The 26,343-nt window shown below is 46.9% G+C and carries 19 protein-coding genes; 7 read left to right on the top strand and 12 right to left on the bottom strand.

Annotated features, from left to right (window positions below; translation table 11 throughout):
* Window positions 1-53 precede the first annotated feature (53 nt).
* From MKY28_RS21825 to MKY28_RS21850, 6 genes are all read right to left on the bottom strand, one after another.
* Window positions 54-1,724 carry an extracellular solute-binding protein gene (locus tag MKY28_RS21825; RefSeq protein WP_017690608.1) on the bottom strand — a complete coding sequence of 557 codons (1,671 nt, stop codon included), beginning with the start codon at window positions 1,722-1,724 and terminating at the stop codon, window positions 54-56.
* 178 nt (window positions 1,725-1,902) lie between these two features.
* Window positions 1,903-3,477 carry a response regulator gene (locus MKY28_RS21830; RefSeq protein ID WP_340936995.1) on the bottom strand — a complete coding sequence of 525 codons (1,575 nt, stop codon included), beginning with the start codon at window positions 3,475-3,477 and terminating at the stop codon, window positions 1,903-1,905.
* A gap of 11 nt (window positions 3,478-3,488) precedes the next feature.
* On the bottom strand, window positions 3,489-5,291 hold the full coding sequence (locus tag MKY28_RS21835; protein ID WP_340936996.1) for a cache domain-containing sensor histidine kinase: 1,803 nt from the start codon (window positions 5,289-5,291) through the stop codon (window positions 3,489-3,491).
* A 199-nt stretch (window positions 5,292-5,490) separates the two neighbouring features.
* Window positions 5,491-6,339, bottom strand: a complete 849-nt coding sequence (locus MKY28_RS21840; RefSeq protein ID WP_340936997.1) for a GNAT family N-acetyltransferase — start codon at window positions 6,337-6,339, stop codon at window positions 5,491-5,493.
* Window positions 6,340-6,549: 210 nt separating this feature from the next.
* Window positions 6,550-8,730, bottom strand: a complete 2,181-nt coding sequence (gene gnpA / locus MKY28_RS21845; protein WP_340936999.1) for a 1,3-beta-galactosyl-N-acetylhexosamine phosphorylase — start codon at window positions 8,728-8,730, stop codon at window positions 6,550-6,552.
* Between the two features lie 13 nt (window positions 8,731-8,743).
* A complete protein-coding gene (locus tag MKY28_RS21850; protein WP_340937000.1) occupies window positions 8,744-9,763 on the bottom strand; it encodes a glycoside hydrolase family 88/105 protein in 1,020 nt (339 codons plus the stop codon).
* Between the two features lie 171 nt (window positions 9,764-9,934).
* Here MKY28_RS21850 and MKY28_RS21855 point away from each other — a divergent pair, with 171 nt between their 5' ends.
* The 3 genes from MKY28_RS21855 to MKY28_RS21865 all read left to right on the top strand — a co-directional run bounded on the left by MKY28_RS21855 (window position 9,935) and on the right by MKY28_RS21865 (window position 15,252).
* Window positions 9,935-10,882 (top strand): AraC family transcriptional regulator, encoded by a 948-nt coding sequence (locus MKY28_RS21855; protein WP_340937001.1) that lies wholly within the window; start codon window positions 9,935-9,937, stop codon window positions 10,880-10,882.
* A 120-nt stretch (window positions 10,883-11,002) separates the two neighbouring features.
* Window positions 11,003-14,134: an ATP-binding protein gene (locus MKY28_RS21860; protein WP_340937002.1), complete on the top strand. Its 3,132-nt coding sequence runs from the start codon at window positions 11,003-11,005 to the stop codon at window positions 14,132-14,134.
* On the top strand, window positions 14,131-15,252 hold the full coding sequence (locus MKY28_RS21865) for a response regulator (RefSeq protein ID WP_340937003.1): 1,122 nt from the start codon (window positions 14,131-14,133) through the stop codon (window positions 15,250-15,252). Before MKY28_RS21860 ends, MKY28_RS21865 begins: the two co-directional genes overlap by 4 nt.
* A gap of 175 nt (window positions 15,253-15,427) precedes the next feature.
* On the opposite strand, the gene MKY28_RS21870 is transcribed toward MKY28_RS21865, so the two are convergent.
* The 4 genes from MKY28_RS21870 to lpdA form a co-directional block, all read right to left on the bottom strand.
* Window positions 15,428-16,609 (bottom strand): DUF4317 domain-containing protein, encoded by a 1,182-nt coding sequence (locus MKY28_RS21870; RefSeq protein WP_036668338.1) that lies wholly within the window; start codon window positions 16,607-16,609, stop codon window positions 15,428-15,430.
* Between the two features lie 363 nt (window positions 16,610-16,972).
* Window positions 16,973-18,145, bottom strand: a complete 1,173-nt coding sequence (locus MKY28_RS21875) for an ABC transporter permease (protein ID WP_101314767.1) — start codon at window positions 18,143-18,145, stop codon at window positions 16,973-16,975.
* Window positions 18,129-18,761, bottom strand: coding sequence for an HlyD family efflux transporter periplasmic adaptor subunit (locus tag MKY28_RS21880; RefSeq protein ID WP_101314766.1), 633 nt, complete (start codon window positions 18,759-18,761; stop codon window positions 18,129-18,131). Before MKY28_RS21880 ends, MKY28_RS21875 begins: the two co-directional genes overlap by 17 nt.
* Before the next feature lie 49 nt (window positions 18,762-18,810).
* On the bottom strand, window positions 18,811-20,196 hold the full coding sequence (gene lpdA / locus MKY28_RS21885) for a dihydrolipoyl dehydrogenase (RefSeq protein WP_340937004.1): 1,386 nt from the start codon (window positions 20,194-20,196) through the stop codon (window positions 18,811-18,813).
* Window positions 20,197-20,397: 201 nt separating this feature from the next.
* Here lpdA and MKY28_RS21890 point away from each other — a divergent pair, with 201 nt between their 5' ends.
* On the top strand, window positions 20,398-20,973 hold the full coding sequence (locus tag MKY28_RS21890; protein WP_340937005.1) for a TetR/AcrR family transcriptional regulator: 576 nt from the start codon (window positions 20,398-20,400) through the stop codon (window positions 20,971-20,973).
* Window positions 20,974-21,257: 284 nt separating this feature from the next.
* Here the strand turns inward: MKY28_RS21890 and MKY28_RS21895 are convergent, their stop codons facing one another.
* On the bottom strand, window positions 21,258-21,965 hold the full coding sequence (locus MKY28_RS21895) for a DNA alkylation repair protein (RefSeq protein ID WP_340937006.1): 708 nt from the start codon (window positions 21,963-21,965) through the stop codon (window positions 21,258-21,260).
* A gap of 516 nt (window positions 21,966-22,481) precedes the next feature.
* On the opposite strand from MKY28_RS21895, the gene MKY28_RS21900 reads away from it, so the two are divergent.
* The gene (locus MKY28_RS21900) at window positions 22,482-23,645 is read left to right on the top strand and encodes a glycoside hydrolase family 27 protein (RefSeq protein WP_036606020.1); all 1,164 of its coding nucleotides are present in this window, start codon (window positions 22,482-22,484) and stop codon (window positions 23,643-23,645) included.
* Window positions 23,646-23,849 carry a hypothetical protein gene (locus MKY28_RS21905; RefSeq protein ID WP_339285510.1) on the top strand — a complete coding sequence of 68 codons (204 nt, stop codon included), beginning with the start codon at window positions 23,646-23,648 and terminating at the stop codon, window positions 23,847-23,849. It abuts the gene before it with no gap.
* Between the two features lie 2 nt (window positions 23,850-23,851).
* Here MKY28_RS21905 and MKY28_RS21910 read toward each other — a convergent pair whose 3' ends face one another.
* Window positions 23,852-24,661: a helix-turn-helix domain-containing protein gene (locus MKY28_RS21910; RefSeq protein WP_340937007.1), complete on the bottom strand. Its 810-nt coding sequence runs from the start codon at window positions 24,659-24,661 to the stop codon at window positions 23,852-23,854.
* A gap of 81 nt (window positions 24,662-24,742) precedes the next feature.
* On the opposite strand from MKY28_RS21910, the gene MKY28_RS21915 reads away from it, so the two are divergent.
* Window positions 24,743-26,278 (top strand): carboxylesterase/lipase family protein, encoded by a 1,536-nt coding sequence (locus MKY28_RS21915; RefSeq protein WP_340937008.1) that lies wholly within the window; start codon window positions 24,743-24,745, stop codon window positions 26,276-26,278.
* Window positions 26,279-26,343 lie beyond the last annotated feature (65 nt).

Below are 26,343 nucleotides of genomic sequence, written 5' to 3' on the forward strand. Positions count from 1 at the left end.
AGCGTGTAAGAAAGGCTACGGGGTTCCCCATAGCCTTTCTGTGTGACAGGCCTTTATCCCCACAGTTCCATACGTCTGCGGACTTCTTCCGTCAGCGCATCTTCATACGCTTTAATATCTGCACTTTCCTTGAGCGTGGCTTGATATTCTTCCCATGCCTTATCAAATTCGGCTGGTGAAGTCATAATCACTTTTGGCAGCCATTTGCGTTTTACATCGTCCATTTTTTGTCTGGCGATGGTCTCCGGTTTATTCGGTTCAAAATTATAGGTATAGATTGGGAACCACGGTTCATTTTCCTCCGCAGGCTCCAGGAAGTCGGTAAACTTCGTATATCCATAAGCCTTCAGCACTTTTTTGTCGATGTCATTCAATGTGGCAAGGTACTCCTCCGGCTGCTCCTTAGGGTCAAGGGCATTCTTCCCGTCAGCGGTCATGCCTTCATGATGCGGGAAATAGACCAACGGGCTTCCCGTGTTTGCCAGCACCCAGTCCGGATCTTTGGAATTCGCACGTTGCTCTTCATTTCTGGAGAACACGCCTTTATCATCGACTTGATAATCCACGCCTTCCTGTCCCCAGGTTCTCAATACCTCCATCTCAGGGTCCAACAAATCATTAATATATTGAAGTGCTCCCTCGATATCCTCGCAACTCTTTGTAATGGCCAGGCCACCATTCACATTAAGGATTGGATTGTTCTGATAGCGCCCTTTAACATCCTCGGAGAGTGTAATGGACAACGGTACATAGGTTTTGTCATACAATTTTTGCTTCACGAGTGATGCCTCGGCGTCAAGGAACTGCCATCCTTGATCCACCATGCCCAGCACACGTCCGGTTGAAATTTTGGAGATATATTGATCATAGTTTGCTGTAAAGGTTTCGTTATCCACGAGGCCCTGATGATATACCTCATTAATTTTCTTGAAATATGCCTTCGCTTCCGGAATGGTATTATAGTTTTTGGCTGTCAGCGTTTCTTTATCAACGATGGCTGCGCCTTCGTTAGGATAACCAGCCATGAAGAGCGGAGGGTTCTCCAGTGCGAAATAACGCCAGTCATAAGAGATAATTTCAAATCCAATTGTTGGCTGACCATCAACGGTCGGGTGAGCTGCTTTATACCGTTCAATCAAGTCGAAGTATTGGTCAAGCGTTTTGATTGTCGGATAATTATCCCACTCCAGTACGGCCTTCTGAATCCAGAACGCTTCTCCGTCATGGGATACTTTCATCGACTTCTCTTGTATATTGCCGAATTGAGGAATGAAGTAGATATGTCCATCCGTCGTATTTTTCATCTTCTTCCAGTCTTCGCCCAGGTAATTTTTGATGTTTGGATATTTATCGATGTAATCCTCAAGTGGTACTAACGCCCCTGCTGCTACCAGTTGCTGAGTACCATCACTCCCATCGATAAAATCGGGATATTCGCCGCCTGCAATGAGTACACCAATCCGCTCTTTGGCTGTTTGGCCCGTAAGCCAGTCCATCGTGACTCTGACACCTGTTTTCTCCTCAATAGCCTTTAACACCCGATTATCGTCAGGCGCAATTTTTCCCGGTACGGCAAAAAATGCGGAAAATTGTTTCAATTCCCTTCCATCTGCTGTCTTTTCCCCTTTCGAGGACGATCCCGGTGTACATCCAGTGAGTGCGATGACCAGTATTAAAGCGAGCAGAGCACTATACTTGATTCTTTTTCTAACATCCTTTTTCATCATGACCCCTCCATCGATTATATTGACAGAAGCTTTTTGGAAAGCGCTTTCCAAAGGCTGACTTAAAATTATCATGCTTCCATGCCCCTCTCAACGGGATAAACTATAGATGGAATCCCACTAATTCCAGCATCTGCGAAAAAAAATATCCCGCCGCTCCGTCAAGGAGTGCAGGATGTTAATCAAGAGAGTACGCAGCATGGGCACTTTTACGATATTGTGCAGGAGTCTCCCCCATGAGTTTCTCGAACCGGCTAATAAAGTAATCGGAATCCCGATATCCCACCATTGTTGCGATTTCGTATACTCTTTGATCTGTTCTGCGCAACAGCCGGGCGGCTTCCTCAATACGTAATTGATTCAAATAATCACTGAAGCTGATCGAGAAATGCTTTTTGAAAATCTGACCCAGATATGCACTATTCATGTAAAACTGCTCCCCGAGCAATTTCAGGCTGATATTTTCTCTGTAATGCTCGTGAATGAAGGCCTCAATTTTGGCTAATACGCCCATCGCATTTGACTTTTGCTGCTCCTTCAGTTTCTCTGCGCACATGAGCGAGAATTCGCATAAATGTTCAATGTTTTCCTCCATGGATAACATCGCGTAGTTCACCTTCAGAAAAGTCGATTCCATCAACCCCGAATCTGGAGTAACCGTATCGTTATTCACGAGATCCAGCAATGTGTATGCCAAATAATGCAAGTGGATGCGGACAATACCAGGCTCGATTCGCTCATCCAGAAAAAATTGAAAAATGGCCTTTGCATGACTGTATAACTCATCCGTCTGCTGTTCCTCAATAGACTTGACTAGCCCATCAAACAATTGTTTTTCGAACTGTCCCGGCCGATTAACAAATAAGGTTGTATCCATAAGTTCGAAGTAATAAATGGGCCTGCAAGTGGTGAAGAAACGTAAGCTTTTCATTATGCCGCAGGATTGATAAGACTCGTGCAGCGCCTCCAACTCATGTACTTCCTTCCCGACATAACAAGCAATAGCCGCCTCTTGACCATGGCTCAGATCGGCATGTAATCGGGTCAAATATTGCTCCAAGGTCACTGCCTCACGGTTCACCATCAGGTCCGTAACCATAAGCAGAACCGCATTTTTATCACCTGTGAAGGGCTTCAAAATTTGTCCCGGCAAGGGCTTGCCCACCCATGCCTCGACCCGAGCGCACCAATCCGTTCCCTGTTCTGGACCGGCTTCCGCCTCAATCAGGATGCAACGCATTATGCCGACATCTTGATAGTGGGGCTGCAGACTCGTAACAGCATCCTCCTCAGCCACCCCAAGCAAGATTGACTGCATATGCTGAGCCATAATAATTCGATCTTTTTTTTGCTGATATCGCTTCTCTTCCGTCCGCGCATTAAATGCGACCCTGAACTCCTCAAGCACCTGAACCAGTTCGGTCTTCACAATAGGCTTGAGAATGTAGTCATCCACCTGGTATTTAATCGCCTGCTTGGCATATCCGAACTCATAGAATCCACTTAGAAGAATCAGCTTGATGTCACCGTTATATTGCTCGTACAAGGTTTTGGCAAGCTGCATTCCGTCCATTTCCGGCATCTTAATGTCGGAAATCACCAGATCGGGCTGCATAGCGCGTATGCACTCCAATGCCTGCATACCATTGGAGGCCTGACCGCAAATCTGAAATCCGTAAGACTCCCAATCAATTAACAATAGAAGTCCTTGGCGAATAAATGGCTCATCGTCCACAATCAGCACGTTGATCATATCCTCGCTCCTTATTCTTGAGATGCCTGCATAAGAGGAATTTGAATGCCAATCGTTGTTCCCTTCCCCTTTTCACTGAATATGTGCACCTGAACGAAATCATTAAAATACATCCGCAGCCGAATATATGCATTCATCATACCAATGCTGCTAAGCTCGCTCATCCGATCCATACTCGGGTCTTGCATCATTTTGCGGAGCGAGGCCAGCTTGTCCTGATCCATACCGACTCCGGTATCTCGAATGGAAATGTACAGTTCATTACTTCGAATTTCGAATAATACCTCCACGACCCCATCATTCGAAGTCCCCTCAATGCCATGGATACAAGCATTCTCCACAAAGGTGAGAACGGTTAGCTTGGGTATCATCATGGCAGCAATGGATTCGTCTGTGATCCGGATTGCAAATTGCAACTTTTCACCAAAGCGATACTGCTGGATACTCAGATAACTCTCTACAAAATTGATTTCCTCTGCGATTGTAATCAGATCATCGCCCCAATTGATCGTCTGACGTAACAGCAGTGCCAGTTTATGAATGACATCGGAGGTTTCAAGCTCGTCCTTGATCAAACTCCGCATACGGATCGTTTCAAGCGTGTTGAACATGAAATGGGGATTCACCTGACTCTGAAGGGCTTTCAGCTCCGCCTGTTTCTTGGAGAGCTCAAGGGCTTGCCGCTCCACCTGGCCCTTAAACACAATCTCAATCAGGTTCTTGATCTTGATGACCATCATGTTATAACTATGGGTCAGGCTGCCGATCTCGTCTTTGCCCACAGGTCCCGATATCACCTCAAATTTCTCATGCTTCACTTGATCCAGGTGCTTCGCTATCCGATCAACTCTGATGACCAGTGATCTGGATATCAACCAGATTAGCAGTGTCGGCACCAACAGATTAAGAATGATTAGTAAAGTCAAATTAAGCTTGGAATTAACAATCTCCGACAGAACGTCCAATTTCTCCGTGCTGACGACAATCTGCCAATCCTCGGATACGACGGGAATCGATTGCATGGATTGAACAGGATCAATTGGACTGTTTGCAATCAGATTAAATGGCTTGCGCATCTGATTCATTTTTGAATCGTTCGAGAAAATGACCCTGCCATCCGAAACGACATACACCTTCCCATTTGCTCCCTCATTTTTAAGCGATTTGTTGATGAAAGCGTAGTCCAGATCAACCTTTAACACCTTTTCAACCTGCTGCTCCCCAAAGTAATCCAGCTTACGAATAATGCTTACTTTGCGTCCTCCCTGACTTTGCGACATCTCCGCCTGCTGTTTGTCAAAATACGAATAGATCATGATATGGTCGCTCGTGTTCATCAGCGCTTGATACCAATCACTTTTCTTCACCTCATCATCCAGCTTAATGAAGTTTCCTCCATTGACGAAGGTATCATTGCCAACATAAAACGTAATTTGATTCACCTGCTGGTAGCTGTAGTAGTACCTGACCAGATTGTTGTTGCTAAGCATATCATAGTAGGCAGAGTAATAGTCTTCCTGATCGCGATACTTGAACTCCATGAACCGGTTCAGCGTTCCATCGGTATAGAGAAAATTGGACACATACAAGCTATTGTCTATACTGTTCCGCAGGTTGAACTTGATCCTTTGCTGCATTTCATTGAATCGGCTATGCTCCTTCTCTTCAATGTTACCTTTGATACTTTGGTAAAACACGGTATTTGTGACCAGGACCGGGACCAGCACACAAAAAATGAACAATATGTACAACTTGGTTTTGAGACTCCAATCATCCAGAAACTGAATACGCTTACAGTATTTCTTTCGGCTCATGTTATGTCTTTGTCTCCTCTAACCATGTCATATATCAACATTATTATAACGAGTACAGGATGGGTTGGATACTGCAATCCAGGATTTCCGGGAAGCCTTTAATCAACCTCCCGTTCAACTGGCCCAACAAGACAGACACTAACACCCCACATATTTTCGTATGAACCCGATCTGATCTTAAGTCGAAACGGGTATCTCGTTATAATTTCAAGAGCATTTCGTACTGGCCCACATGATATGCAAAACCTGATTTGACCAGGAGGAAATCTTGCATCGGTTTCAGATGAGACTCCACATTGAGGACACTGATTCTAGGCGATTCTGTGCGTTGGACCATCTCTGTCAGGATGCTGCTTGCAATACCTTTGCCCCGGTAATTTTGGTTCACTGCAAGCTGTGGAACATCACCTGTTTTTTGATCTATAATGCCATAACCAACAATGCTGTGATCCTGACGTGCAACCACATAGATAAAAGCTTCCGGTAAAGCGTAGATGGAATCAATTGAATTTTGCCAGGAGGGCTCCACATCCCAAAATTCCTTGAACTGCTCCACATCGATTCTCTCCACACATTCCACCATGCAGGTCGTTTGCGGTATGAATTGATCTTTTTGCAACTGGAAACATGAAAATTCCCTTTGAATTTTGAAGTTTTGTTTACTGTACAGCTGAACTGCAGATTCATTGGATTGGATAACTTCCAGCAAATATTGCTCTACATTTTTTTCTTTTAACAGCTTTTGAATATTCAAGAGCAGATCGCTTGTAATGCCTTGCCGCCTGCAATCTTTTACAACGCCTGTACCAAGGTCATATGCAGTTGCCTTTCCATTCCAGCTTCGAAGTCCATTGATAACAAATCCGACCATTCTCTCATCTTTAAAGGCTCCCATAGATATTTCGGGGTGATAACCCCTTCGTTGGAGCATTTGTTGAAACTTCCAAAAAGGCAAATCCATTTTAACCTGATAGTCGGAGAACGCATCCACAAACGCCTCGTGAAGTGTCTCCATGCTTATTTTGTCCAACAATTTATAACTGTACATTAGGGCACTCTCTCCTTTAAAAAGATGAAAACAATAATATATTAGGGCTCATGATCCCTATCCTTATTTAAATATTCTACTAAATAGTGTTAAAACTATAAAGTAATATCCGTACGATAAAATCTGCTTTCTTCAGAGTTTTCAGACACGTCCTAATAACTAAAATAGACCGCTCCCTGGTTAAGGAATACGGTCTATCGAGTCATTATTCTATGGGGATACCGATTTTGTTAAACCAATTTTGGTGATCACCGTATCATACGGCTCCAATTCCACGGTCTGTTTTCCATGCTCTGTATTGATCGTCGTGGACTGAACCTGATTGCTATTATTGATCACAACCAATATGTTGCTCTCGGGGTAATAGGCGCACTCAGTATACAAGTTATCCGTGATGTACTTTGTTTCATGGAATTCATTGCCCGCAAATCGAATCAAATTCAGAAGTAGTCTTGTATTTTCCCAGCTGAATTCGAAGGAAGGCAGGTAGATCCCTTTTCCTTTTCCAAAAGCATGTGTGGACAGTGTGATCTGACCATCCGTTTCATTCACTACAGCTGCTGATCCATCAGTAAGATAAATGTTATCTTTCGGAAGTATGCTGGCCCCCTCAGGCACCAAACCATACTCATCATTAACTTCATACGACCATTTTCCATGAACAACCCTTGCACCTGTATCCTCATCTACCCCAAGCACATGGGCCATTCTAAAATAGCTGTCGTACCCGTCCATTGCCGAAGGCTGGTTAATGCCAATAAAGGTACCACCCTCATACACCCATTGTGTCAATAAGTCCACAGACTTGTGGTCACTCCAATGCGCTCCACCGCTCCATGCTGAACCTGCAGAGCCGGCATTGATGACGACATCTACATCCTTCAATGCCCCCTGTCGAATATCATCAAAATCAATAAACTGCACGTCAACAGGCAACCCGGCTAATGCCTCATTCACATGAATCAGATCATGCATATGCGTTTCATGAAAATGACCGGACAAGGTCCACGATCTTAACTTGCCCCAGCTATGCAGCACGGCTACCTTTGTTTTGATCTGATATGGTTTTCCAGCCTGATGCAGCTCTTTCATTTCCCTGAATTCATGGGCAATCTTCTCGATATAATCCACAAAATCCGGGTAAGGCTCAACAAGATGCAAATATCCACCCAGTCCAATCCGGTCAATCGACTCACGCAGCAGCGCACGCCGGATATTAATCCAGTATTTCTTCGCATCCAGGGTAGGGTCTCCTCCCTCTTTGAAGGTAGGAAGCCCGCCTAAGCCAACTGGGAACAAGTAGGGATGCAAGCGAATCTCATGGGTATCAGCCTTAACGCCGGAGCACATTCTTGCCTCATAACCGGAGAACACACATTTGATCATGCCGTCGAATCCAAATTCCTCAAAGCGATCATTGTACGGCTCCATGCCTACCCAGCTGTCATCATAGAAGACATACGCCAGCTTGTCATGATTGTGTACAATATCAATTAACTTTTTACCGAATTCAATCACAAAATCATTGATAAATGCCATCCAGTCCAGTTTGCGCTGATCCGCAGGCGTATGAGTGACCTGATATTTACCGCCATTTACAAAGTCCTCGGCGGAGAGTGAGTACCCATATTTTTGAGCAAACAGATCCAGCGCTCTCGAACTTACCGTGAAATCGTATGAACCCCAATCCGAGAACAGATGGCGATTCCGCTCATCACTGCCCCAGATCCAGGCGAAGTTATAAAATAGGGACGTAAAACGTACAACCGTTGTTTCCGGGTGGCCTTGGCACCACTTTTCCATCCAATCCAGCAGATAGGTTTGGGTGTCCGTATAGATCGGGTCAATCTGCATCAGATGCTCTTTGTCCCAATTATTCGTTGTATGATTGTACATGGAAATCTCTTCCCAGATCCGATAAACCATGAAACTCACCGTGTATTTATGCCAAGGAGCAACACCGGTAATGACAACATTGCCAGATTCCCTTTCATAATTCCACTGTCCTCTAGGAACTTCTTCCCCAGTCGTTCGGTCGTACACCTGCCAATACTTAAACGCTTCTTTCGAATCATTCACCCTGAATTGTTCAGCGAAGAAGTCCTCCATCAGATAGATGGATACATAATCTTGCACAGCAACCTTCGGATTCGTAATGAGAAAACATTGCTGCAACTTATCCAGATTACGGGATGCCCACTCATTATGATCCCGAATAATGCAAATGGTTGAATAGATGCCGTATCCGGCATTGATAATCTCATCGGACAACTTTGTACCGTCACTGTCACGGATCACATCGGCACCCCAGCGGTTGGCAAGTTCAAGCGTCAGTGCTTCATAACCGGATTCTCCCGGTAGTGTAAAGGAGCCTTTGGTTAATTTGGACATTTGGGTTCCCTCCCTATCTCAACATATCGGACAGAAAAGCGAGTGCCAGGCCCTGACCCCAGCCCTGAATCCAGTCTTTTGGAATATTGCGATAGCCATCCCGATCCTTCATTACCGCCGTACCGCCAGATACACCAAGCACGCGCCCATCTTCGCTAATGTTGTTCAGGATGCCTTCCAGTGCCTTTTGCACGTATTTGGTATGCAGTGGATTGCCGTTGTTGATCATGGCTGCTGCAATACCCGCGGAAGCTGACACCTCTTCATACGATTCTTCGTCATCCAGAACCGTACGCCACAAGCCATTCTCGGTCTGCACCAGCTTGAGAGCCGCCAATTGATCGCGAAGTGCACACTCTACGTCCATACATTGGGGATACAAGTACCAGTCGTTGAGCTGAGATTTCACCTGAGACATGGTATAGGCTCCCCAAGCGTTCGCTCTTCCCCAGTAAAATCCGGACATATGGTCCTTGTTGATATTGTTATAACCGTGATACCACAGACTGCTGCTCGGATCTTGCAGGTATTTGATATGCCAGTAATACTGATTCAACGCATCCTGAATCATGGCTTCGTCTTTTAATTTGCTACCTACGCGAAGCAGGAAAAATGCCGCCATAAACAAGGTATCCGCCCAAGCCTGTTCCGGAAAATCATTGGAAACGGATACCGTATGCTGAAGCACATTGTCTCCAAAGCGAAGCGCATGATTCTGGAGATAATCAACCTTGCTGAGGACAATGTCCCAATATTTCTGATCTCCGGTTTCTTCATATAAAGTGATGAGCACATGACCCATGGCACATGTATTTACCGTCCAACTTGGCAGGCCTAGCTCTATATATTCGTCTGCCCATTTCACCAGCCTGTCCAAAATCTCTTGGTTGCCTGTCGTTTGATAGGCTCTGGATACACCATAATAAGCCACTCCACCGGGCCAATCCCATGTCAGATCCATATCCAGTGTTTTCTTGGTAACGTTCTCGATTACGTGTAGAATCTGATCCCTGTCATATTTCACTTGAAGCATTGTTATTCCCCTCTCCCTGCGCACACGCCCCCAAGTGCGCCCTGAGAGGTGTCCGTCCATTTTTGTAAACGCTTTACTTATTCCATTGTACGCAGTAAAATAGTCTCAATCTAAGCATATTCGCAACAAAACTGTGCAATTTCAATCATTTATACATAGGAGTCCTCGAAAATGCCCAAACCGAAGAAACCTGTAATTGAATATCGCCACTACAGCCTGCCCATTGATTTTCCTGTCCTGTTACTCAGTGGAGACCGCTGGAGAATATCCGATATCAAGAGTGAGCATCTTCATTTCCATAACCACATGGAGATTGGCATCTGTTATTCAGATGGAGGCATCATGGAGATTAAGGGGGAATCTGTACCTTTTCGGGCAGGCGACGTCACCTTCATTCCCCGCTATCTTCCGCATACCACATACAGTTCACCTAATAACGCCAGCCTGTGGGCTTATATCTTTTTTTCACCGGAAGAACTCTTCCGTCACTCGCTCAAAACAGCACAAACTCACATTGAACCGAATCTATGGGCGATTCAGGGAACCAATTGCATTCTGAATAAGGAACAGCATCCCAAAATTCATATGCTCGCAACTTCAATCGTTGAAGAAATGAAGCAGCAGTCCCCCTACTATCGGGAGAGCGCGTACGGCTTGTTGATGTCTCTATATATCGAACTGCTTCGAATTCATGCGAGCAGCGAACGCTTGTCATCTCAGGATCAGGAACGGGAACGAGACCTCCAAGGTGACTTGGTCATCTCACCTGTGCTGCAGTTTATCACCAAAAACTATATGATGCCTGTGACCATCGATTACCTCGCTGATCTGTGTCATCTGAGTACAACGCATTTTCGCCGCAAGTTCCATGAAATTATGGGAACCACACCGCTTGATTTTCTGAATAGTACCCGGATTGAAGAGGCATGCAAACGATTAAAAAGCACCGAGGCCTCCATTCTGTCCATCTCTGAGCAGGTCGGCTTCCGATCCATTTCCAGCTTTAACCGCTGCTTCGCCAAACTGATGGGCGAATCGCCTAAAGCCTGGCGCAAAGGCGCTCATACAGAAGCACAGTCTGCAAAAGCCTCAATATTGGAATTCACGGGGTGGGTATGAAGGAATTTGTCGAAATATGATTGCGCCCCCCAGAGATATTCGCTACAATGCCGATAGAATACAAGAGATTTTGTCCGAAGCTACCAAAGGATTGAACAATCTCTAAAGGAGCAGCATTTCGTGTTATTAAAAATTTCAGGCGTTGTCCTGACTGTTGCACTTGCCATTACCGTACTGCTGCTATCAACGATCAGAGAACCACAATCTGCTGCGCTTCATGCCCGTCAAGGTGTTCTGGACCTCTCGGCCTGGAACCCTGAACAAGACGAGCGGATCAAGCTGGACGGGGAGTGGGAATTTTACTGGGAGCGATTGCTTCCTGACGAATCTGCAACATCGAATCAGGCTGGTCCAACGAAAGCACCCGACACCTATGCAACCGTTCCCGGCTCCTGGAATCGACTTAAAGTGGATGGCGAACGACTGCCAACCCACGGCTTCGCCACGTATCGACTGGTGCTGCGTAATGCACCTGTTGAAGGAACGCTAGCGATCAAAAAAATGAACATTCGTTTTGCCAGCGAAATCTACATCAATGGCAACAAGCTGCTGGAAGACGGGCATGCCGTGGCAAAATCCGCAGGTTACCGACCAGGCAACTCCCCCCAGATTGGCTTTTTCCCCTATCATGGCGGTGACATTGAGATTTTGATCCGGGTGGCTAATTACGATTACACGGACTCTGGCATTCCGGGTCCACTCTTTTTTGGCGAACAAGCAGCCATGCTGAAAAAACATCAATTCAACACAGCTATCGAATTTGGCACGCTTGCTGTACTGGGTACCATTTCGATCATATTCCTCATCAGTTACCTAGGGTCTGCACTCTACCGAAACAGAGACGATTCCCTGCTGCTGATTGGTCTAATCTGTCTCCTGTATGCACTCTATAACGGCATGATCAGCGAACGTGTGTTATCGATGGCGGGCACGGAAATCTCCTTTAGCACGCTCTATAAATTAAAAGATTTCTGCTCTGTGGCATGTCTGGGTCTGTTAACCTTTTACTTCTACCGATTCAAAACAGGCATCCTGTCCGGTATGCTCACGGCGTTGATCCTGATCATCTTCGGAGCTTACTTATGTATGGTCACGCTCCTGCCTATTTCCATCTACGGGCTGGCTGCGCCTTACGTCGTCGTTATGTACACGTTGATGTTGCTCTGGTTGCTGTATCAATGTGCAAAACAGTTCCTAACCAGTGAGAAAGGCGAACGGCTGTCTACTTTTCTGTGGTACGCAGCTCTCTTAAGCATCATGCTGTATTGTCTGGACATTAATCTCTTCTCGATCTCGCTCAAGGAAAATATGAATATCGGGCAGGCTTCCATTGTCCTGTTCAGCATCCTGATGCTGTTTCTAGCGGTGCTTCGGTTCTTCGAGGCCTATCGTACGGTCCGCACCCTCAAAGATCAGTTGCTCTTGCTGGACAAGGTGAAGGACGACTTCCTGTCCAATACTTCGCATGAGCTCAAAACACCGCTGAACGCGATTGTTAACATCAGTGAAAGCCTGCTTAAAGGCGCAGAAGGTCCCCTTACCGATGAGCAAGCGCACAATCTGGCGATCGTGACGGGAAGTGGCAGACGATTAACCTATCTGGTCGATGAATTACTGGATTATTCGAAAATGAAACATGGCGACATCCCGCTCCACCGGTCTTCGACCGATCTGTACTCGTTTGTCGAATCGGTCATGCGTATGCACTCCTTCCTGCTTGGCGCGAAAAAGGTGGAGCTTATCAACCGCATCCCGGCGCATTTCCCGCCGATCTATGCAGACGGCAACCGACTGATTCAGATTTTGCATAATCTGATCGGCAATGCCGTTAAGTTCACGGAACGTGGCACGGTAAGCATCAAAGCTACGGTCGTGCAAGGCAAAGCGGAAATACGCATTGTGGATACCGGCCGTGGTATCGGTACGGACAAGCTGGAACATATCTTCCTGCCGTTCGAGCAGGAAGCGGATACGGGGCCAGTCGTTGCTGGAGGCACCGGTCTAGGACTAAGCATTACACGCAAGCTGGTCGAGCTGCATGGCGGAACCATTCATGCGGAATCAGCACCCGGCATGGGTGCTACGTTCATCCTGACCTTTCCGCTGGCAGAGAATAAAGGAGAGAAACGTTCCAACGTCATGCCACTTACCATCGCTCCTACAGGTCCTGGTAATCGGCTACTCCGGTTCGAAGAACCAACGATTGTACAAGGGAATAAAGACGAATGGATCATCGTTGTGGATGACGACTCGGCTAATTTGCAGACAATAGTGAATCTCTTGAAGCTGGAAGGATATAGTTATGCGGTCACTTCACGCTCACCTTCCGTACTGGAGCTGCTGGACAAACTACCTGCCGTGCATCTCGTCATTGCTGATATCATGATGCCTGACATGTCGGGTTACGAATTGCTGGAACGGATCAGGGAGCGCTTCCCTCCTTCCGAGTTACCTGTACTCATGCTGACGGCGAGTAATAAAGCCCATCAATTGAAGCTGGCCTTGGAGAAAGGCGCCAATGATTTTGTATCCAAGCCGTTCGAATCGGAGGAACTGCTGGCACGGATCGGCGGTTTGACTCGGATGAAAACATCCGTCCAAGCTGCGCGAGATGCGGAAATATCTTTTTTGCGGTCACAGATGAACCCGCACTTTCTGTATAACGCCCTGAACGCCATTGCCGAATTGTGCGTGGATGCGCCGAATCGGGCAGAACAATTGATTTTGCAATTATCGAGTTACTTACGACGGAGTGTGCACTTTAAACATCTGGACTCAAAAACTAGCCTGATGAACGAACTGGAGATGATCGAGGCATACGTAGCGATTGAGCAAGCCCGCTTTGGCTCAAGGTTGGAGGTCATTATTGATGTGGATGCGGATGTGAACCGGAACATGGACATTCCACCGCTCACGTTACAGCCCCTGATCGAAAACGCAATTCGGCATGGGCTGATGTCCAGCATTCGCGGTGGTCGGGTCATGTTGTCTATCCGCAATCTGAATGATACGGAAACACGTTTCACCATCGAGGACAACGGAATCGGCATAACCAAGCAACGGATGGACGAAATTCGGCAATCCACGGACGGCAGTAACGGCGTTGGACTATGGAATATTTCCAGCCGGTTGAACCTGCTGTATGGCAGACACCTTCAGATGGAAAGTCTGGACGGCGAGGGAACGCGGATTACATTTGATCTTCCAAATCAACGTCTAAGCACAGATGGGAACGGGGGTTATGAAACATGAAGATGAAAGTCATCATCGTGGACGATGAGGATTTGTCGCTGAAGCGACTGAATCGCATTTTGACAGAAAGCGGAGAAGTCAAGGTATCTCGTGCGTTTCATGACCCGGAGGAAGCCTGTGAATATGCGGCAGAGAATAGCTTCGATGCGGCATTTCTGGACATTACGATGCCTCGCATCTCGGGTATGCAACTCATTGGTGAACTGCGTAAACATCATCCTTCGCTTCCAATCGTGCTGGTGACCGGTTATGAGGAATATGCGGTGCAGGCCTTCGACAAAGAGGTCATCGATTACGTCATCAAGCCGGTCACGGCTGAGCGACTGAACCGCAGCATCAAACGGTTGCAGGAAAAGTTTCACAAGTCCGTGACAACACCTGAACCAGCGGTGCCTGGACCCAAACTGAACGTTCGTCTGTTCGGTGAATTCACCGTGTTCGGCGGAGCCGGAGCAGACAGTCCCATCAAGCTTAGAACGCCCAAGACGGAAGAATTGCTGGCATTCTTGCTGTATACCAAATCAACCACCCGCGATGCCTTGGCCGATACGTTGTGGAAGGACCTCAGTCCGCAGAAGGCCTGGACGAACATCAATTCCACACTGTACTACGTGCGGCGTGCCATCGGTGATAACAGTGACGTGCCGATCATTCTCAAGGACAGAAACGGTATCCGTATCGACCGGGAAGCGATTAACTGTGATCTGTACGAGTTCGAGACTTTGTTCCGGCAGATGCGTCAGGCCTCGGCACATCGCCCCGAGCTCTTCGAGCGGATGGATACGTTGTATACGGGTGAACTTCTGAAAGGAAGGCATTATGAGTGGGCTTTTGCGTGGTCCAGACAGCTGGAGCTGGATTTCATCATGACGATGGAAACTGCGGCCCACTATCACGCGAAGGCAGGCGAGCCGTTACGGGCGCTGTATTATTTTGAACGTATCCTCCAGATTGATTCGATTCGGGAAGATATTCATCGCGAGATCATCCTGTTGTATCTGTCGCTTGGACGAAGAACCGAAGCGCAGCGACAGTATCTGGTGCTGGAGGAATTGCTCAAAGAGGAGCTTGGCTCCAGTCCGGCAGCGGATATCAAACAACTGCTGCGACAGTCATGAAACAGCAAAAAAGCCCATGCCTTGGCGATAATGAACTGCTCCCATCGTAGTCTTCTACGGTCTACTATGACAGGAGCAGTTCAGTGTTGCTTTTGGCTTGGGCTTTTTTTTCAACATAGATGGACGTTCATTCGTCCTTGCAGGATGATTTTACATCACCATTGTCTAGAATCAATTACTCATTTATGAGTTTTTCTGTATTAAGGGTAAAGCCTTCAATCACTACATCTTCGTCCACTTCAATCATGATGCAACGTCTGCCTTGATAATTCACCTGCTTCACATATCTCAGGTCTTGCGGGCTAACCGAAATCGTAGCAACCTTGGTCTCAATCTTAATGGACTTGGACGTAAACTTTGGCATAACACTGGTTGCCTTCATCTCATAGTTCTTGTTATCAACGATCGTTTCGAAGGCACGTTCTACTTTCTCCGTTGTCAGATCCTCTATACCACTTGCGGTCAGTACACGTTCCAGATCTTTATAGTCCAGCTTCGGAGGTTCTTCCTCATGGGACTCTTCGTTAATCTCGATGACCCGGTTGATCTCCTCATATACATGTGCAATGGTGGCTGAATCTAGCTGTTCACCGGCCACTTCCTTGACGATATCTTCGAAGATCGCCCGTTCTTCCAGTGCGGTAACGGATCTTTCTCCATTCAATACATTTTCAACAAAATGCGGATCCGGGAAATTAGATTTCCCTGTACAATACAGTACACGGTTCACATCGGAGTAGTTGTCCGTCACGCTAGGGTACAGGAACCCTTGCTCTGGCGTGCTTAATTTGATAATCGGATCGACAATAATGTTGTATTTGAATTCTCTCTCCACGTAATCAAACAAGAGTGTCTTCCGCTGTTTCTCCGTGGAATTCACGCTGCACAGAATGAACGGATGGGCGAACACCTCATTCTTCTCACTCTCTTCCGTGGCTTCGTTTCTAGCCTTGGTTGGCAGATAATACTGTCCACGCACGAACGTAGCTACCATATCCCGCTCAAACTTCGTATCCACCAACATTCGATCCACGAGCAGTAACATCAGATCCTGCCATTCATCCGGATCACCTGTTACCAGAGCCTGGTGAAGCAATACCTGTGCCGGGTCCTCCGCCGCTTCCTGGAACTTCAATTCAAACAACTTCTGATCCAAATCACCTGTCAGCAATTTTTTGAAATTGCCCATGTACAGCTCCTGCTTCTCTCTGTCCACCAGTTCGAACGGGTGACGCTCCCAGTGATAGACCTCATTCGTTTCCTTCGTAATATACACGTTGAGAATATCGTAAATATTCAGTAGATCGTGATCGAGTTTAAACTGCTTGCGTATATGCGCGACTTCTTTTTTGTTCATGATTCGTTAGACAACTCCCATAATAAATAATTTTATCTGCGTGCAACTCTATATCCTAAAAATCAGTGCTCCCTTGGAAGTTTTCATCTGAGCAGTAGGTCACAAATAGGGGCAGCTATGGAGTAGCTGGATCAAGCCGTTCTTGCTCTCCATTTCTGTACTCTCAGTGAGAAATTATATCATATAATGATGACGATTAATGAGAAACAATCTATGGTATTTCCCTCTTTATCACGATCCATTTTTGAATATGGAAAATAGCTCACCGTATGGGAGGCACGAATGAGATTAAAAGAAAACAGAAAGACGCAACAGGAATGACTCCCGTGCGTCTTTTTTCGTTGTTTAACGATTCTTAAAAAATTAATTACTGCTCGGTAATATATCCGTATTCAACAGTGGTTCCCTGTCAGGAGAAAGTTTCCTTGCTTCCCGCAGAAACAGTAATCCCATAAACAAGGACACTCCGCCAATAATAATCAGCAATGCCCCCAACTCCTGACTGTAGGCTGTCAGCGCCCCGTCCCTAAACGCCATTCCACGAATCAGACGGTTAAGCCAGTTCATGGGTAATGCCCCTGCGAACATTTGGAACGGTTCTGGGAACGCCAGTGGCGTTAGTTGAATTCCCGTAGCCAGAAAGGACGGATATAATACCAAGCTGGTCCGCAGATTGACTTTGGATAAGTCTTTGGCAGTGTATCCAATCAGCATACCCATGAGTGACAAAGCAAAAGCATAAACAACTAACGGAATGATAAAAAGATAAGCCTCTGCTTCAAACCGCATTCCCCCCACCTGCTTTAATAATCCATAGGATAGAAGCAGCGAAAGTGAACTCAACACAACGTAAGGTACAATCCGAACCCATAGTTGAAAGGGTGACTTTCCGTTTGCAAACAGTTTCCCTTCCTGACGAAGCCGGGGTACAATTGAGCCCGCTGCACTTGTTGTAATCATCAATACTACGATATTCACAAATCCAAGCACCATAAAACCGACATAACTGGAGGTTGGATTAAACAGCATCCGCTGCTGAAGGGATAACGGTGACACGATTCCTTTAGCTGTCTCGGCATCCATCCCTTTTTGGATCAGACGTGTCATGGAAAGGGTCATATTCTCTGTCAGTATGATTTCCTGAATCGCAGTGCGAATACCTGTTAACCCCGAGGGCATCGTGTTATCCATCAAGATGCCGATATTTGTCGATTTCCCTTGTTGTTGACGCAAACCCAACTGATTGGGAAGCATAATGACCGCTACAGCCTGCTCGTTGGCAAGCAATGTTTCAGGACTCATTCGGCTCGCATATACGCTTTTGACGCTCATGTATTGTGACGCATTTATTTTGGAGATCAATTGCCGTGAATATTCGCTATGATCCTCATCAATGACCACAACTGGTGATTTATTAAGTTGATTATGCGAAAACATTAATCCGAAAAATAAGGCTGCAATCATTGGCCCAATAAAAATTAGCCGTATATACTTACTGCCCGCGACGTACTTCCACTCGTCAATCAGTGATTTCATCAAGTTTCACCTCTGCCGTCATCCCCGGAAGCAAATCGGTATTCGAATCCATCGATATTCGGACCAGAAACATACTTAAATCGGCTTGCCCTTTTTCCCGCGACATACGCAAGTTCGCAAACTGAGGAGCAGTTGAGATAGAAATAACGCTCCCCTTCACCTGCGTTGGCTGATCCAAATAAGGGAAATGAACATCAATGCTTTGATTCACTTCAAGCTGTTGAATTTCACTTTCCTGTATGTAAAGGTCGGTGTAATACGTATTCTTTTGCACAACTGCTAGCGGGACTCCTGCTTGGACTTGATCCCCCTTCTCTACATTAACTCGGTCAACCAATCCGTCATACGGTGCGAGTACCTCCTTATCTCCCTCCCCAGCTGATTTCACTTTGAAAAGTACCTCTCCCTCTTTCACAGAGTCACCTTCAGACGCACCCGCCTCTGCAATCGTCCCGGGACTATTCTGATAAAATAATGTCGTTTGCTCTGCCTCAAGTATGCCTTGTTTCCGGCTCTCGGCCTGACTTACAGCATCCTTTCCTTTAACAGCCAAAAGTGAACCTCCAACAATGAGCACCATCGCAATTCCGATATACAAACCTGCTTTTAACTTCATCTTTTTATCTCTCCCATTCCCAATCCTCGTGTATGGTTAAATTTGCTGACTATTTCTGCTTTTTCATTTTGGTGACCGCGTTCTCGGCTGCCTCCATGATCACTTCTCCCAAAGTGGGATGAGGGTGAATCGTCATGGCCAGATCTTCCACGGTTGCTCCCATCTCGATCGCAAGTGCGAGCTCCGATATCAGTGTAGATGCCTCCACGCCGACGATTTGCGCGCCAATGACAATTCCTGAAGTCGGGTCAGCCACTATTTTCACAAAACCTTCGGTTTCCCTTAACGCCAATGCTCTTCCGTTGATTCCAAAAGAAGATTTTCCAATAACCACCGGAATGGCCTGCGCTTTGGCTTCCGTCTCACTTACCCCAACACTGGATAGCTCCGGATCAGAAAAGACAACAAGCGGAATCACCTTGTAATCCACTTTGGAGGTGAGACCCGCAATGGCCTCTGCAGCTACTTTAGCTTCATAGGATGCTTTGTGGGCAAGTGCCGGACCGGCTGTAATATCTCCAATGGCATAAATGTGCGGGATAACCGTTCTGCACTGTTCATCCGTCTCAACCAGTCCTTTGTTCGTTACGGGCACACCTATGCGTTCCAGTCCTAACTGGCCGTCTGTATTGGGTTTCCTGCCGATTGTAACCAGTACATATTCTGCTGTAACTTGTTGTTGCTCCTGATTTTTTGAATAATGAAGTGTAATGGAATCCGCCTTGTGCTCCACCTTTTCGGCAATCGCTCCGGTTACGATCTGGATGCCGTCCGCCTTTAATTGTTTGACTACAGGGGCTGCAAGTTCCGCCTCGAATCCAGGCAATACTTGTGCGCCTCCCTCCAGAATCGTTACCTTGGTTCCGAATTTGGCATACATCTGTCCAAGCTCCACCCCAATATAACCTCCGCCGATCACAATCAGACTACTCGGAACCTCCTGTAGAGATAATGCTTCAGTGGAAGATAAGATGCGACCTCCAACTGGAAATGCTGGCAGCTCAATTGGACGAGACCCCGTTGCCAATATGAGATTTTTAAAAGAAATGCTTTGCTCCTGTCCAGTTTGCTGGATCATGGCTGTGTGCTCATCCACCAGACTGGCCTCTCCTTCCAGAATGTTCACACCCGCAGTCTTTAACAAATAGTGGACGCCACCTGCCTGTTTATTCACAACCCCCTGCTTAAAATGCTGAGCATTCTTAAATGTCGCTGCCGCGTCAGCTTGATTAAACTGTCTGAACCAATCATAACGATGCGATTCCGCAATTAAGGCTTTGGATGGTATGCAACCCACATGTGTACAGACCCCGCCAAGCTGTTTACGTTCAACAATTGCCGTCTTCATCCCCAACTGCGAAGAACGAAGCGCCGCCACATATCCCCCTGGACCGGATCCAATAACTAACGTATCCACAGATTCAAGCTTGCCCATATTCTGATACCTCCCGATTTAAAGCCAATTTAAAATATGATGACCGTAATATATTATAACCATCATATTTTAAGACCGTCAACAATCGTATTGTCCCTTTTGAAAATGAACAGATATCCAGTCGCCAAATTGACAGGCTTTATTATGATGACTATAATATTTTATAAAAGCAGAACGATGAAAGCTATGGAGTGAGTGATCATGCCCTATCCCAAAGGACATAAGATAAAAGTACGAGGTAAGATTGTTGAGAGTGCTGCTCGAGCTTTTCGCACCAATGGTATCCAGGAGGTGAGTGTCCCGTTTATTATGAAGGGAGCTGGATTAACTCATGGAGGGTTCTATTCACACTTTGACAACAAGGAACAATTGGTTGCCGAAGCCTGCGAATATGCCATTAGTGATACCATTACACTTCTAAAGAACGTGGCTGATCAGGAAGAGCAGAATTCCAAAATTAATAAAGTAATCGATTATTATTTGAGTTCGTATCACCGCGACCAAACAGAAATGAGCTGTATTTTCCCCGCTCTTTCCAGCGAAATATCCCGTTCGTCCGAAGAGGTTCGGCAGGTGTTCACCCATGAATTGGAGCGGATGATTACTTTTATCTCCAATCTGGCTGAGATCGATATGTCCAGCGGTCGTGCACTGTTCAGTACAATGGTTGGTTCGCTTGTACTTGCACGCTCTGTTAGTGATCCTGAGCTTAGCGACAGCTTTCTCTCGGCGGGCAGGCAGCAAGCCAAAGAAATGGTTAAAAGGAAAGATATGTAGAGGTTTCGGTTTTTTATATTATACGTAGATTTGATGCTGCTATATCGAGTTGAAACACAAATAGACCGCCCACCCTTGCAAAGGTTGCGGTCTACTTAATTGTGTATCCTCTTGTTAAGCCCACCGCCCTTAAAAGCGGCTATTGCATCAGAGAGTCGTGTTAGCGCACGGCTCTCTTTGCATTATAAGCTGTTTCTGTCCTCATTATAACATGGAGATTGTGGATTTCAATCCCACGATCTCCATATGTTCCGTATGTTAAAACTGACGATACGGCGAAAATTTCAGCATCTTACATATTTACGCTTGAACCCCGTCCGACCTTTATCCACTGCCTTTTGGATATTCTCAGAGGCATTCAGCAGCTTGCTCTTGGGCTTGTCCTTGTTCACTTCGACAGGTCCCACAGCCTTGGCTATCTCCACTGCCTGATCGTGCAACGGTTGATAGGATGTTGCAACGGTATACAGGAAATTGTTCATCGAATATTTCGTTCGTTCCGGAGATTCGTGAATCGTCTTTTTCACCTGTTCCAGCATCTCCATCAGTTTATTCTCCGAAAACTCAGCATCCTTTCGACTGCCGAGCAACCAACAGTAACAGCTCCATCCCGCTGACATTCTCAGTTCATCCCCACTAGCAATCCACGCATTGGAAACCTCTTGCGCAATGTCTGTCTCGGCTAACGTCACAGCAACGATAAAGTCAGAGATCATGTAAAAATAAGCAGCATCGATCCAACGATCAAAATCTGCTTCCGTCATCGCTTGAGGATCGGCAATCACGCCAGCAAAGTACATCGCATCATAATTCCCCGTTGCATATAGTTCCTCCGCCAAAGGCTGATCCTTTTTGATCCGCTTCGCCATTGGTTTCATCGCTCCGGTTGCCACGCCAAATAGCGGTTCATGCGCACCGTTGGAGATATAGATTTTTTTCGTTCGTTCTTTGCCCAGCGCTTCAAGCTCCTGCATTACTTCATCTCGATTCATTTCACAACACTCCCAATCCTATAAATTATATATCTAATCAAATCAAACAGACACTTATGTTTAACGAAAAACCGATGGAAAATCGCACATTATCCAATTGGAACCCTTCTGGCATATGCATAATTGTTACGGCGGGATTACTACCTTACGTATGAGGGGTTCCCCACTGGAGTATTTTTCCTAAAAAAACTGAATACTATTCAAATTTTCCTGTTGCTCTGACAACCTGTTCGAGCATTATAACCGATCATAACTTCTATACCATTGTTTTGCACAGATCCCTGAAAAGATAGATATAACTTCTTCGCAGACAGACATTTTTCCTTTCTTATGCTTCTACCGACAACTTCTGAATACCTGCCCAGAGCCTGATTGGAAGAGGGAATTCCCCCAGCACAAGCAGAGCAACATATGTCCATGTCCAAGCAACGTTAAGCTATGGCAGGATACGTCACTCATCGTTTATGTTCAGTTTAGTGTTGTTAACAAAACCGAGATGAGGAAGGATGCGAGAGCATGAGCAACAATCAAGTATTAGGCTTTGCCCCTGCCCTGGGCTGGAATTCGTGGAACACCTTTACGTGGGATATTAACGAACAATTAATTCGGGATGTCGCTGATGTGTTTGTATCGGAAGGTTATCTGGCCGCTGGTTACGAGTATATTGTCATTGATGATTGCTGGAGCCTGAAGGAACGGGATGCGAGTGGCAATCTGGTGGCTGACCCGGATAAATTCCCGAGTGGAATGAGAGCGCTTTCTGATTATATCCATAGCAAAGGACTAAAATTCGGCATGTATTCATGCGTAGGTACGCATACATGTGCCGGGTATCCAGGTAGCTTCGAGCATGAATTCCAGGATGCTGCCCTTTTTGCCGAATGGGGCGTTGATTATTTGAAGTATGATTACTGCTTCAAGCCGCGCCATATCTCAGGAGAGCTGCTGTACAAACGGATGAGTCTTGCGCTCAAAAACTGCGGACGCGATATCCTGTTCTCCGCCTGCAACTGGGGAGCCGACGACGTATACGATTGGATTCGGGAATCGGGCGCTCATATGTACCGCTCCACCGGCGATATCCGTGACAATTGGGATTCAGTGAAGGAACTTGCCCTGTCTCAATTGGGCAAACAAAGCTACACCGGCTCCTTCTGCCATAACGACATGGATATGCTGATTGTAGGTATGTACGGTGGAAGCAACAATGATTATATTGGCAGCATCGGCGGATGCAACGACATCGAATATAAAACCCACTTCTCTCTCTGGTCCATGATGGGTTCCCCATTAATGATCGGATGTGACGTGCGCAAGGCTAACCAGATTACAAAGGATATTCTCCTGAATCCTGACCTGATCGCTATCAATCAGGATGTAGAAGCGCGCGGAGCTTACCGCATTAAACCAGAACCGCAATGGTTTCACACAGACGATGTATTTATGCTGGTGAAGGTACTCACAGATGGTGATCTAGCTATTGGTTTCTTCAACCTGAGCGACAGCCAGCGGGAATTGTCTTTGCAATTTTGGGATATGGGTCTGCCTTATGCTGCCGGTTATGCCCTGTCCCTGTATGACTGCTGGGAACATCAAGAGCTTGGCGTATTCCGTGAACGCTTCGCTCCCGTTGTCGCAGCACATGATTGCCTCGTCGTCCGGGCCAAACTGGTGAAATAGATGGCTCAACATCGCCTGTGCACCTCCTGTCAGGTCCCGCTCTCTTCAGACGATGTGGGCATCTACCTCAAATTGATCTCGCGCTCTGCTCAGCAATTTCTGTGCATTGATTGTATAGGAGTGAAGCTGAACTGTGGACGTGACCCTATTGAGAAGCTGATCCGTTATTTCCGAGAGTCCGGGAACTGCGCCCTGTTCCGTTAACTTTATACCTTCGTCCGGTAGAGCGTCATGTACGCTGTTGGCGTGTGTGAAGTTGCTTTCTTGAATACTTTGGAAAAATATAACGGATCATTGTAGCCGACAGAATAAGCTACCGATTGAATCGGCAGGCCCGACGTTTTCAACAGTTCACAGGCGCGCTCGATTCGGCAGGATGTAATATACTCCAAAACAGACTTGCCGGTTGCTGCCTTAAACAGACGAAACAAATAACTGCGCTCCAGATTAACTGCCTTTACGATCTCGGTGACGGTCAATGTTGGCTTCCAGTAGTTCTGCTCGATGTACTTTCTCGCCAGCCAGACATAATCCTTGGCGTCCACCTGCGGCTCTTTCGGATAATGCTCCATATAGTAGGAGAGCAGCAGACGCAAACGTGCATCCGCCCGCAGTAATTCATAAGATGATGCACCCGCGTTCCAGGCAAGGTGGAAAAAAGGCTGCAATGTCTCCGGCGAGACCGTCACCACGGGTTGTACCTTTGAGAGCTGTGTCAGCCCCAGCAACCGCCCGGCATCCTCACCGCTAAACTCCACCCAGACGTACTCCCATGGATCTTGCGGGTCTGGATAATAGTAAATCTCCTTTTGCGGAAATATGATAAAGCTTTCCCCCGTAACGAGCCGAAAAACGCGGCCGCCCGTCTCCAGCGTCCCTTGGCCGCGGATAATATAGTGCAGCGCATAAACGTCACGCACGCCTGGCCCCCATTGGTGAGGGTTAGCTGGCTTGTGACCACCGCTGATAAAATACAAATTACTGGCTCTACTGCTCTCATGCCAAATCGGATTCAACCTTGATTCCCCCTTTCTAATGCCACGTTGATAAGATGCTCGGTAACGCTTACATGCTAAATCCAGAGAGGAGAATGTTGTATGCTTAGAATGGTTACGGTAGAACATGGACAGGTGCAAGGACTGCCCGCGGCGGACCCGCGGATTACCAGCTTCAAGGGAATTCCTTTTGCCGCACCTCCTGTAGGTGAGAACCGCTGGCGCGCTCCGCAACCGCAGTCGAACTGGGAAGGTGTACTGCAAGCTTTTGATTTTGCCCCCATCTCCATGCAAGCCCCAACAGTCATCGATGATAACAATATCTATACCCGCGAATGGGCCGTTGATCCCGACCTGCCCATGAACGAGGATTGTCTGTATCTGAATGTCTGGACACCCGCCAAGCGTACGGACGAGAAGTTGCCTGTTTTTGTCTGGTATTTTGGCGGGGGCCTGCAAGTCGGCCATACGGCCGAAATGGAATTTGATGGCGAGCGAATCGCTCGTAGAGGTATTGTCGTTGTGACGATTAATTATCGGCTGAATGCCTTTGGCTTCCTGTGCCATCCTGAGATTAGTGCCGAATCCCCACATGCACCCGCCAACTTTGGTCATCTTGATCAGCAAGCAGGTACACAGTGGGTCAAACGTAACATTGCCGCCTTTGGCGGTGATCCAGAACAGATCACCATCGGCGGACAGTCGGCAGGCGGAGGAAGTGTACTCAGCCAGATGACCTCTCCTCAAAATAAAGGCTTGTTCCAGCGAGCCGTCATCATGAGCGGTATAGCTACCGAGTTGTACCCGAAGGTCCGCGTGCCTTCTGTCCGCTCCACACTAAGGGATGCAGAGCAAGCAGGGGTTGAATTTTTCGGCTTCCTGGGCGTATCTTCCCTGGCTGAGGCGAGACAACTGGATGCTGAATATCTCCGTGACAAAGCACTCGAATACAAAAGCTTCTGGGGAACCGTCATCGACGAACAATTCTGCGCAGGCGATCCGTTTACTCGTTTTGTTCAGCAGGAGCGCGAGGCGATCCCCGTAATGCTGGGGCATACGTCTTCCGAATTTTGGACTCGTCCCGCCGCAGCCAATCTGGAAGAACTGAAGCAGATGGCTGTGGAGCTATTTGGCGAGGATGCTCCTGCCTTTTTGCAACTATGTGAGGCTGATTCCGGCCAAATCGAACATGCTCTGCAACAAGCATCGGTCCGCATGATCCAACATGCCATTCTGCTCGCCATCTGCGCGAACAGCGGTCATCCGTCTGAAACGCCTCTCTACTATTATAACTTCGACGCCGAGATTCCGGGCTGGGATCAGCCAGGTACTTTTCACTCCGTTGATCTGTGGTTTTTCTTCGAAACACTTGCCAAATGCTGGCGGCCTTTCACAGGCAAGCATTATGATCTGGCTCGCCAGATGTGTAATTACTTATCCAACTTTATTGCTACAGGTGACCCAAACGGTTCGGACTCCACCGGAAAGCTGATGCCTCATTGGACTCCTTGTACTACAGAACAGCCGTATCTCATGGAATTTGGCGATCAGGCTCAATTACAGCAGGCTGAGCCCGGACCGATGCTCGCGTTTCTAATTGAACAATATTTCAAGAAACAGAATGCACCTGTTGTTTAAAACATAAGGCTTGCCCTCTCGCGATATATGTAAGAGCCATGCTGTCGCATGGCTCTTTTTGTATA

Origin of the sequence: Paenibacillus sp. FSL R5-0473 (genome assembly GCF_038004565.1) — a bacterium.
Taxonomy (GTDB): domain Bacteria; phylum Bacillota; class Bacilli; order Paenibacillales; family Paenibacillaceae; genus Paenibacillus; species Paenibacillus amylolyticus.

Bases quoted from the DNA above. Each gene is read 5' to 3' on its own strand.
- gnpA (WP_340936999.1), bottom strand. From the start codon at position 8,730: ATGTCCAAATTAACCAAAGGCTCCTTTACACTACCGGGAGAATCCGGT.
- MKY28_RS21840 (WP_340936997.1), bottom strand. From the start codon at position 6,339: ATGTACAGTTATAAATTGTTGGACAAAATAAGCATGGAGACACTTCAC.
- MKY28_RS21870 (WP_036668338.1), bottom strand. From the start codon at position 16,609: ATGAACAAAAAAGAAGTCGCGCATATACGCAAGCAGTTTAAACTCGAT.
- MKY28_RS21905 (WP_339285510.1), top strand. From the start codon at position 23,646: ATGGCTCAACATCGCCTGTGCACCTCCTGTCAGGTCCCGCTCTCTTCA.
- MKY28_RS21895 (WP_340937006.1), bottom strand. From the start codon at position 21,965: ATGAATCGAGATGAAGTAATGCAGGAGCTTGAAGCGCTGGGCAAAGAA.
- MKY28_RS21900 (WP_036606020.1), top strand. From the start codon at position 22,482: ATGAGCAACAATCAAGTATTAGGCTTTGCCCCTGCCCTGGGCTGGAAT.
- MKY28_RS21865 (WP_340937003.1), top strand. From the start codon at position 14,131: ATGAAGATGAAAGTCATCATCGTGGACGATGAGGATTTGTCGCTGAAG.
- MKY28_RS21835 (WP_340936996.1), bottom strand. From the start codon at position 5,291: ATGAGCCGAAAGAAATACTGTAAGCGTATTCAGTTTCTGGATGATTGG.
- MKY28_RS21915 (WP_340937008.1), top strand. From the start codon at position 24,743: ATGCTTAGAATGGTTACGGTAGAACATGGACAGGTGCAAGGACTGCCC.
- MKY28_RS21875 (WP_101314767.1), bottom strand. From the start codon at position 18,145: ATGAAATCACTGATTGACGAGTGGAAGTACGTCGCGGGCAGTAAGTAT.
- MKY28_RS21855 (WP_340937001.1), top strand. From the start codon at position 9,935: ATGCCCAAACCGAAGAAACCTGTAATTGAATATCGCCACTACAGCCTG.
- MKY28_RS21825 (WP_017690608.1), bottom strand. From the start codon at position 1,724: ATGAAAAAGGATGTTAGAAAAAGAATCAAGTATAGTGCTCTGCTCGCT.
- MKY28_RS21830 (WP_340936995.1), bottom strand. From the start codon at position 3,477: ATGATCAACGTGCTGATTGTGGACGATGAGCCATTTATTCGCCAAGGA.
- MKY28_RS21850 (WP_340937000.1), bottom strand. From the start codon at position 9,763: ATGCTTCAAGTGAAATATGACAGGGATCAGATTCTACACGTAATCGAG.
- MKY28_RS21890 (WP_340937005.1), top strand. From the start codon at position 20,398: ATGCCCTATCCCAAAGGACATAAGATAAAAGTACGAGGTAAGATTGTT.
- lpdA (WP_340937004.1), bottom strand. From the start codon at position 20,196: ATGGGCAAGCTTGAATCTGTGGATACGTTAGTTATTGGATCCGGTCCA.
- MKY28_RS21880 (WP_101314766.1), bottom strand. From the start codon at position 18,761: ATGAAGTTAAAAGCAGGTTTGTATATCGGAATTGCGATGGTGCTCATT.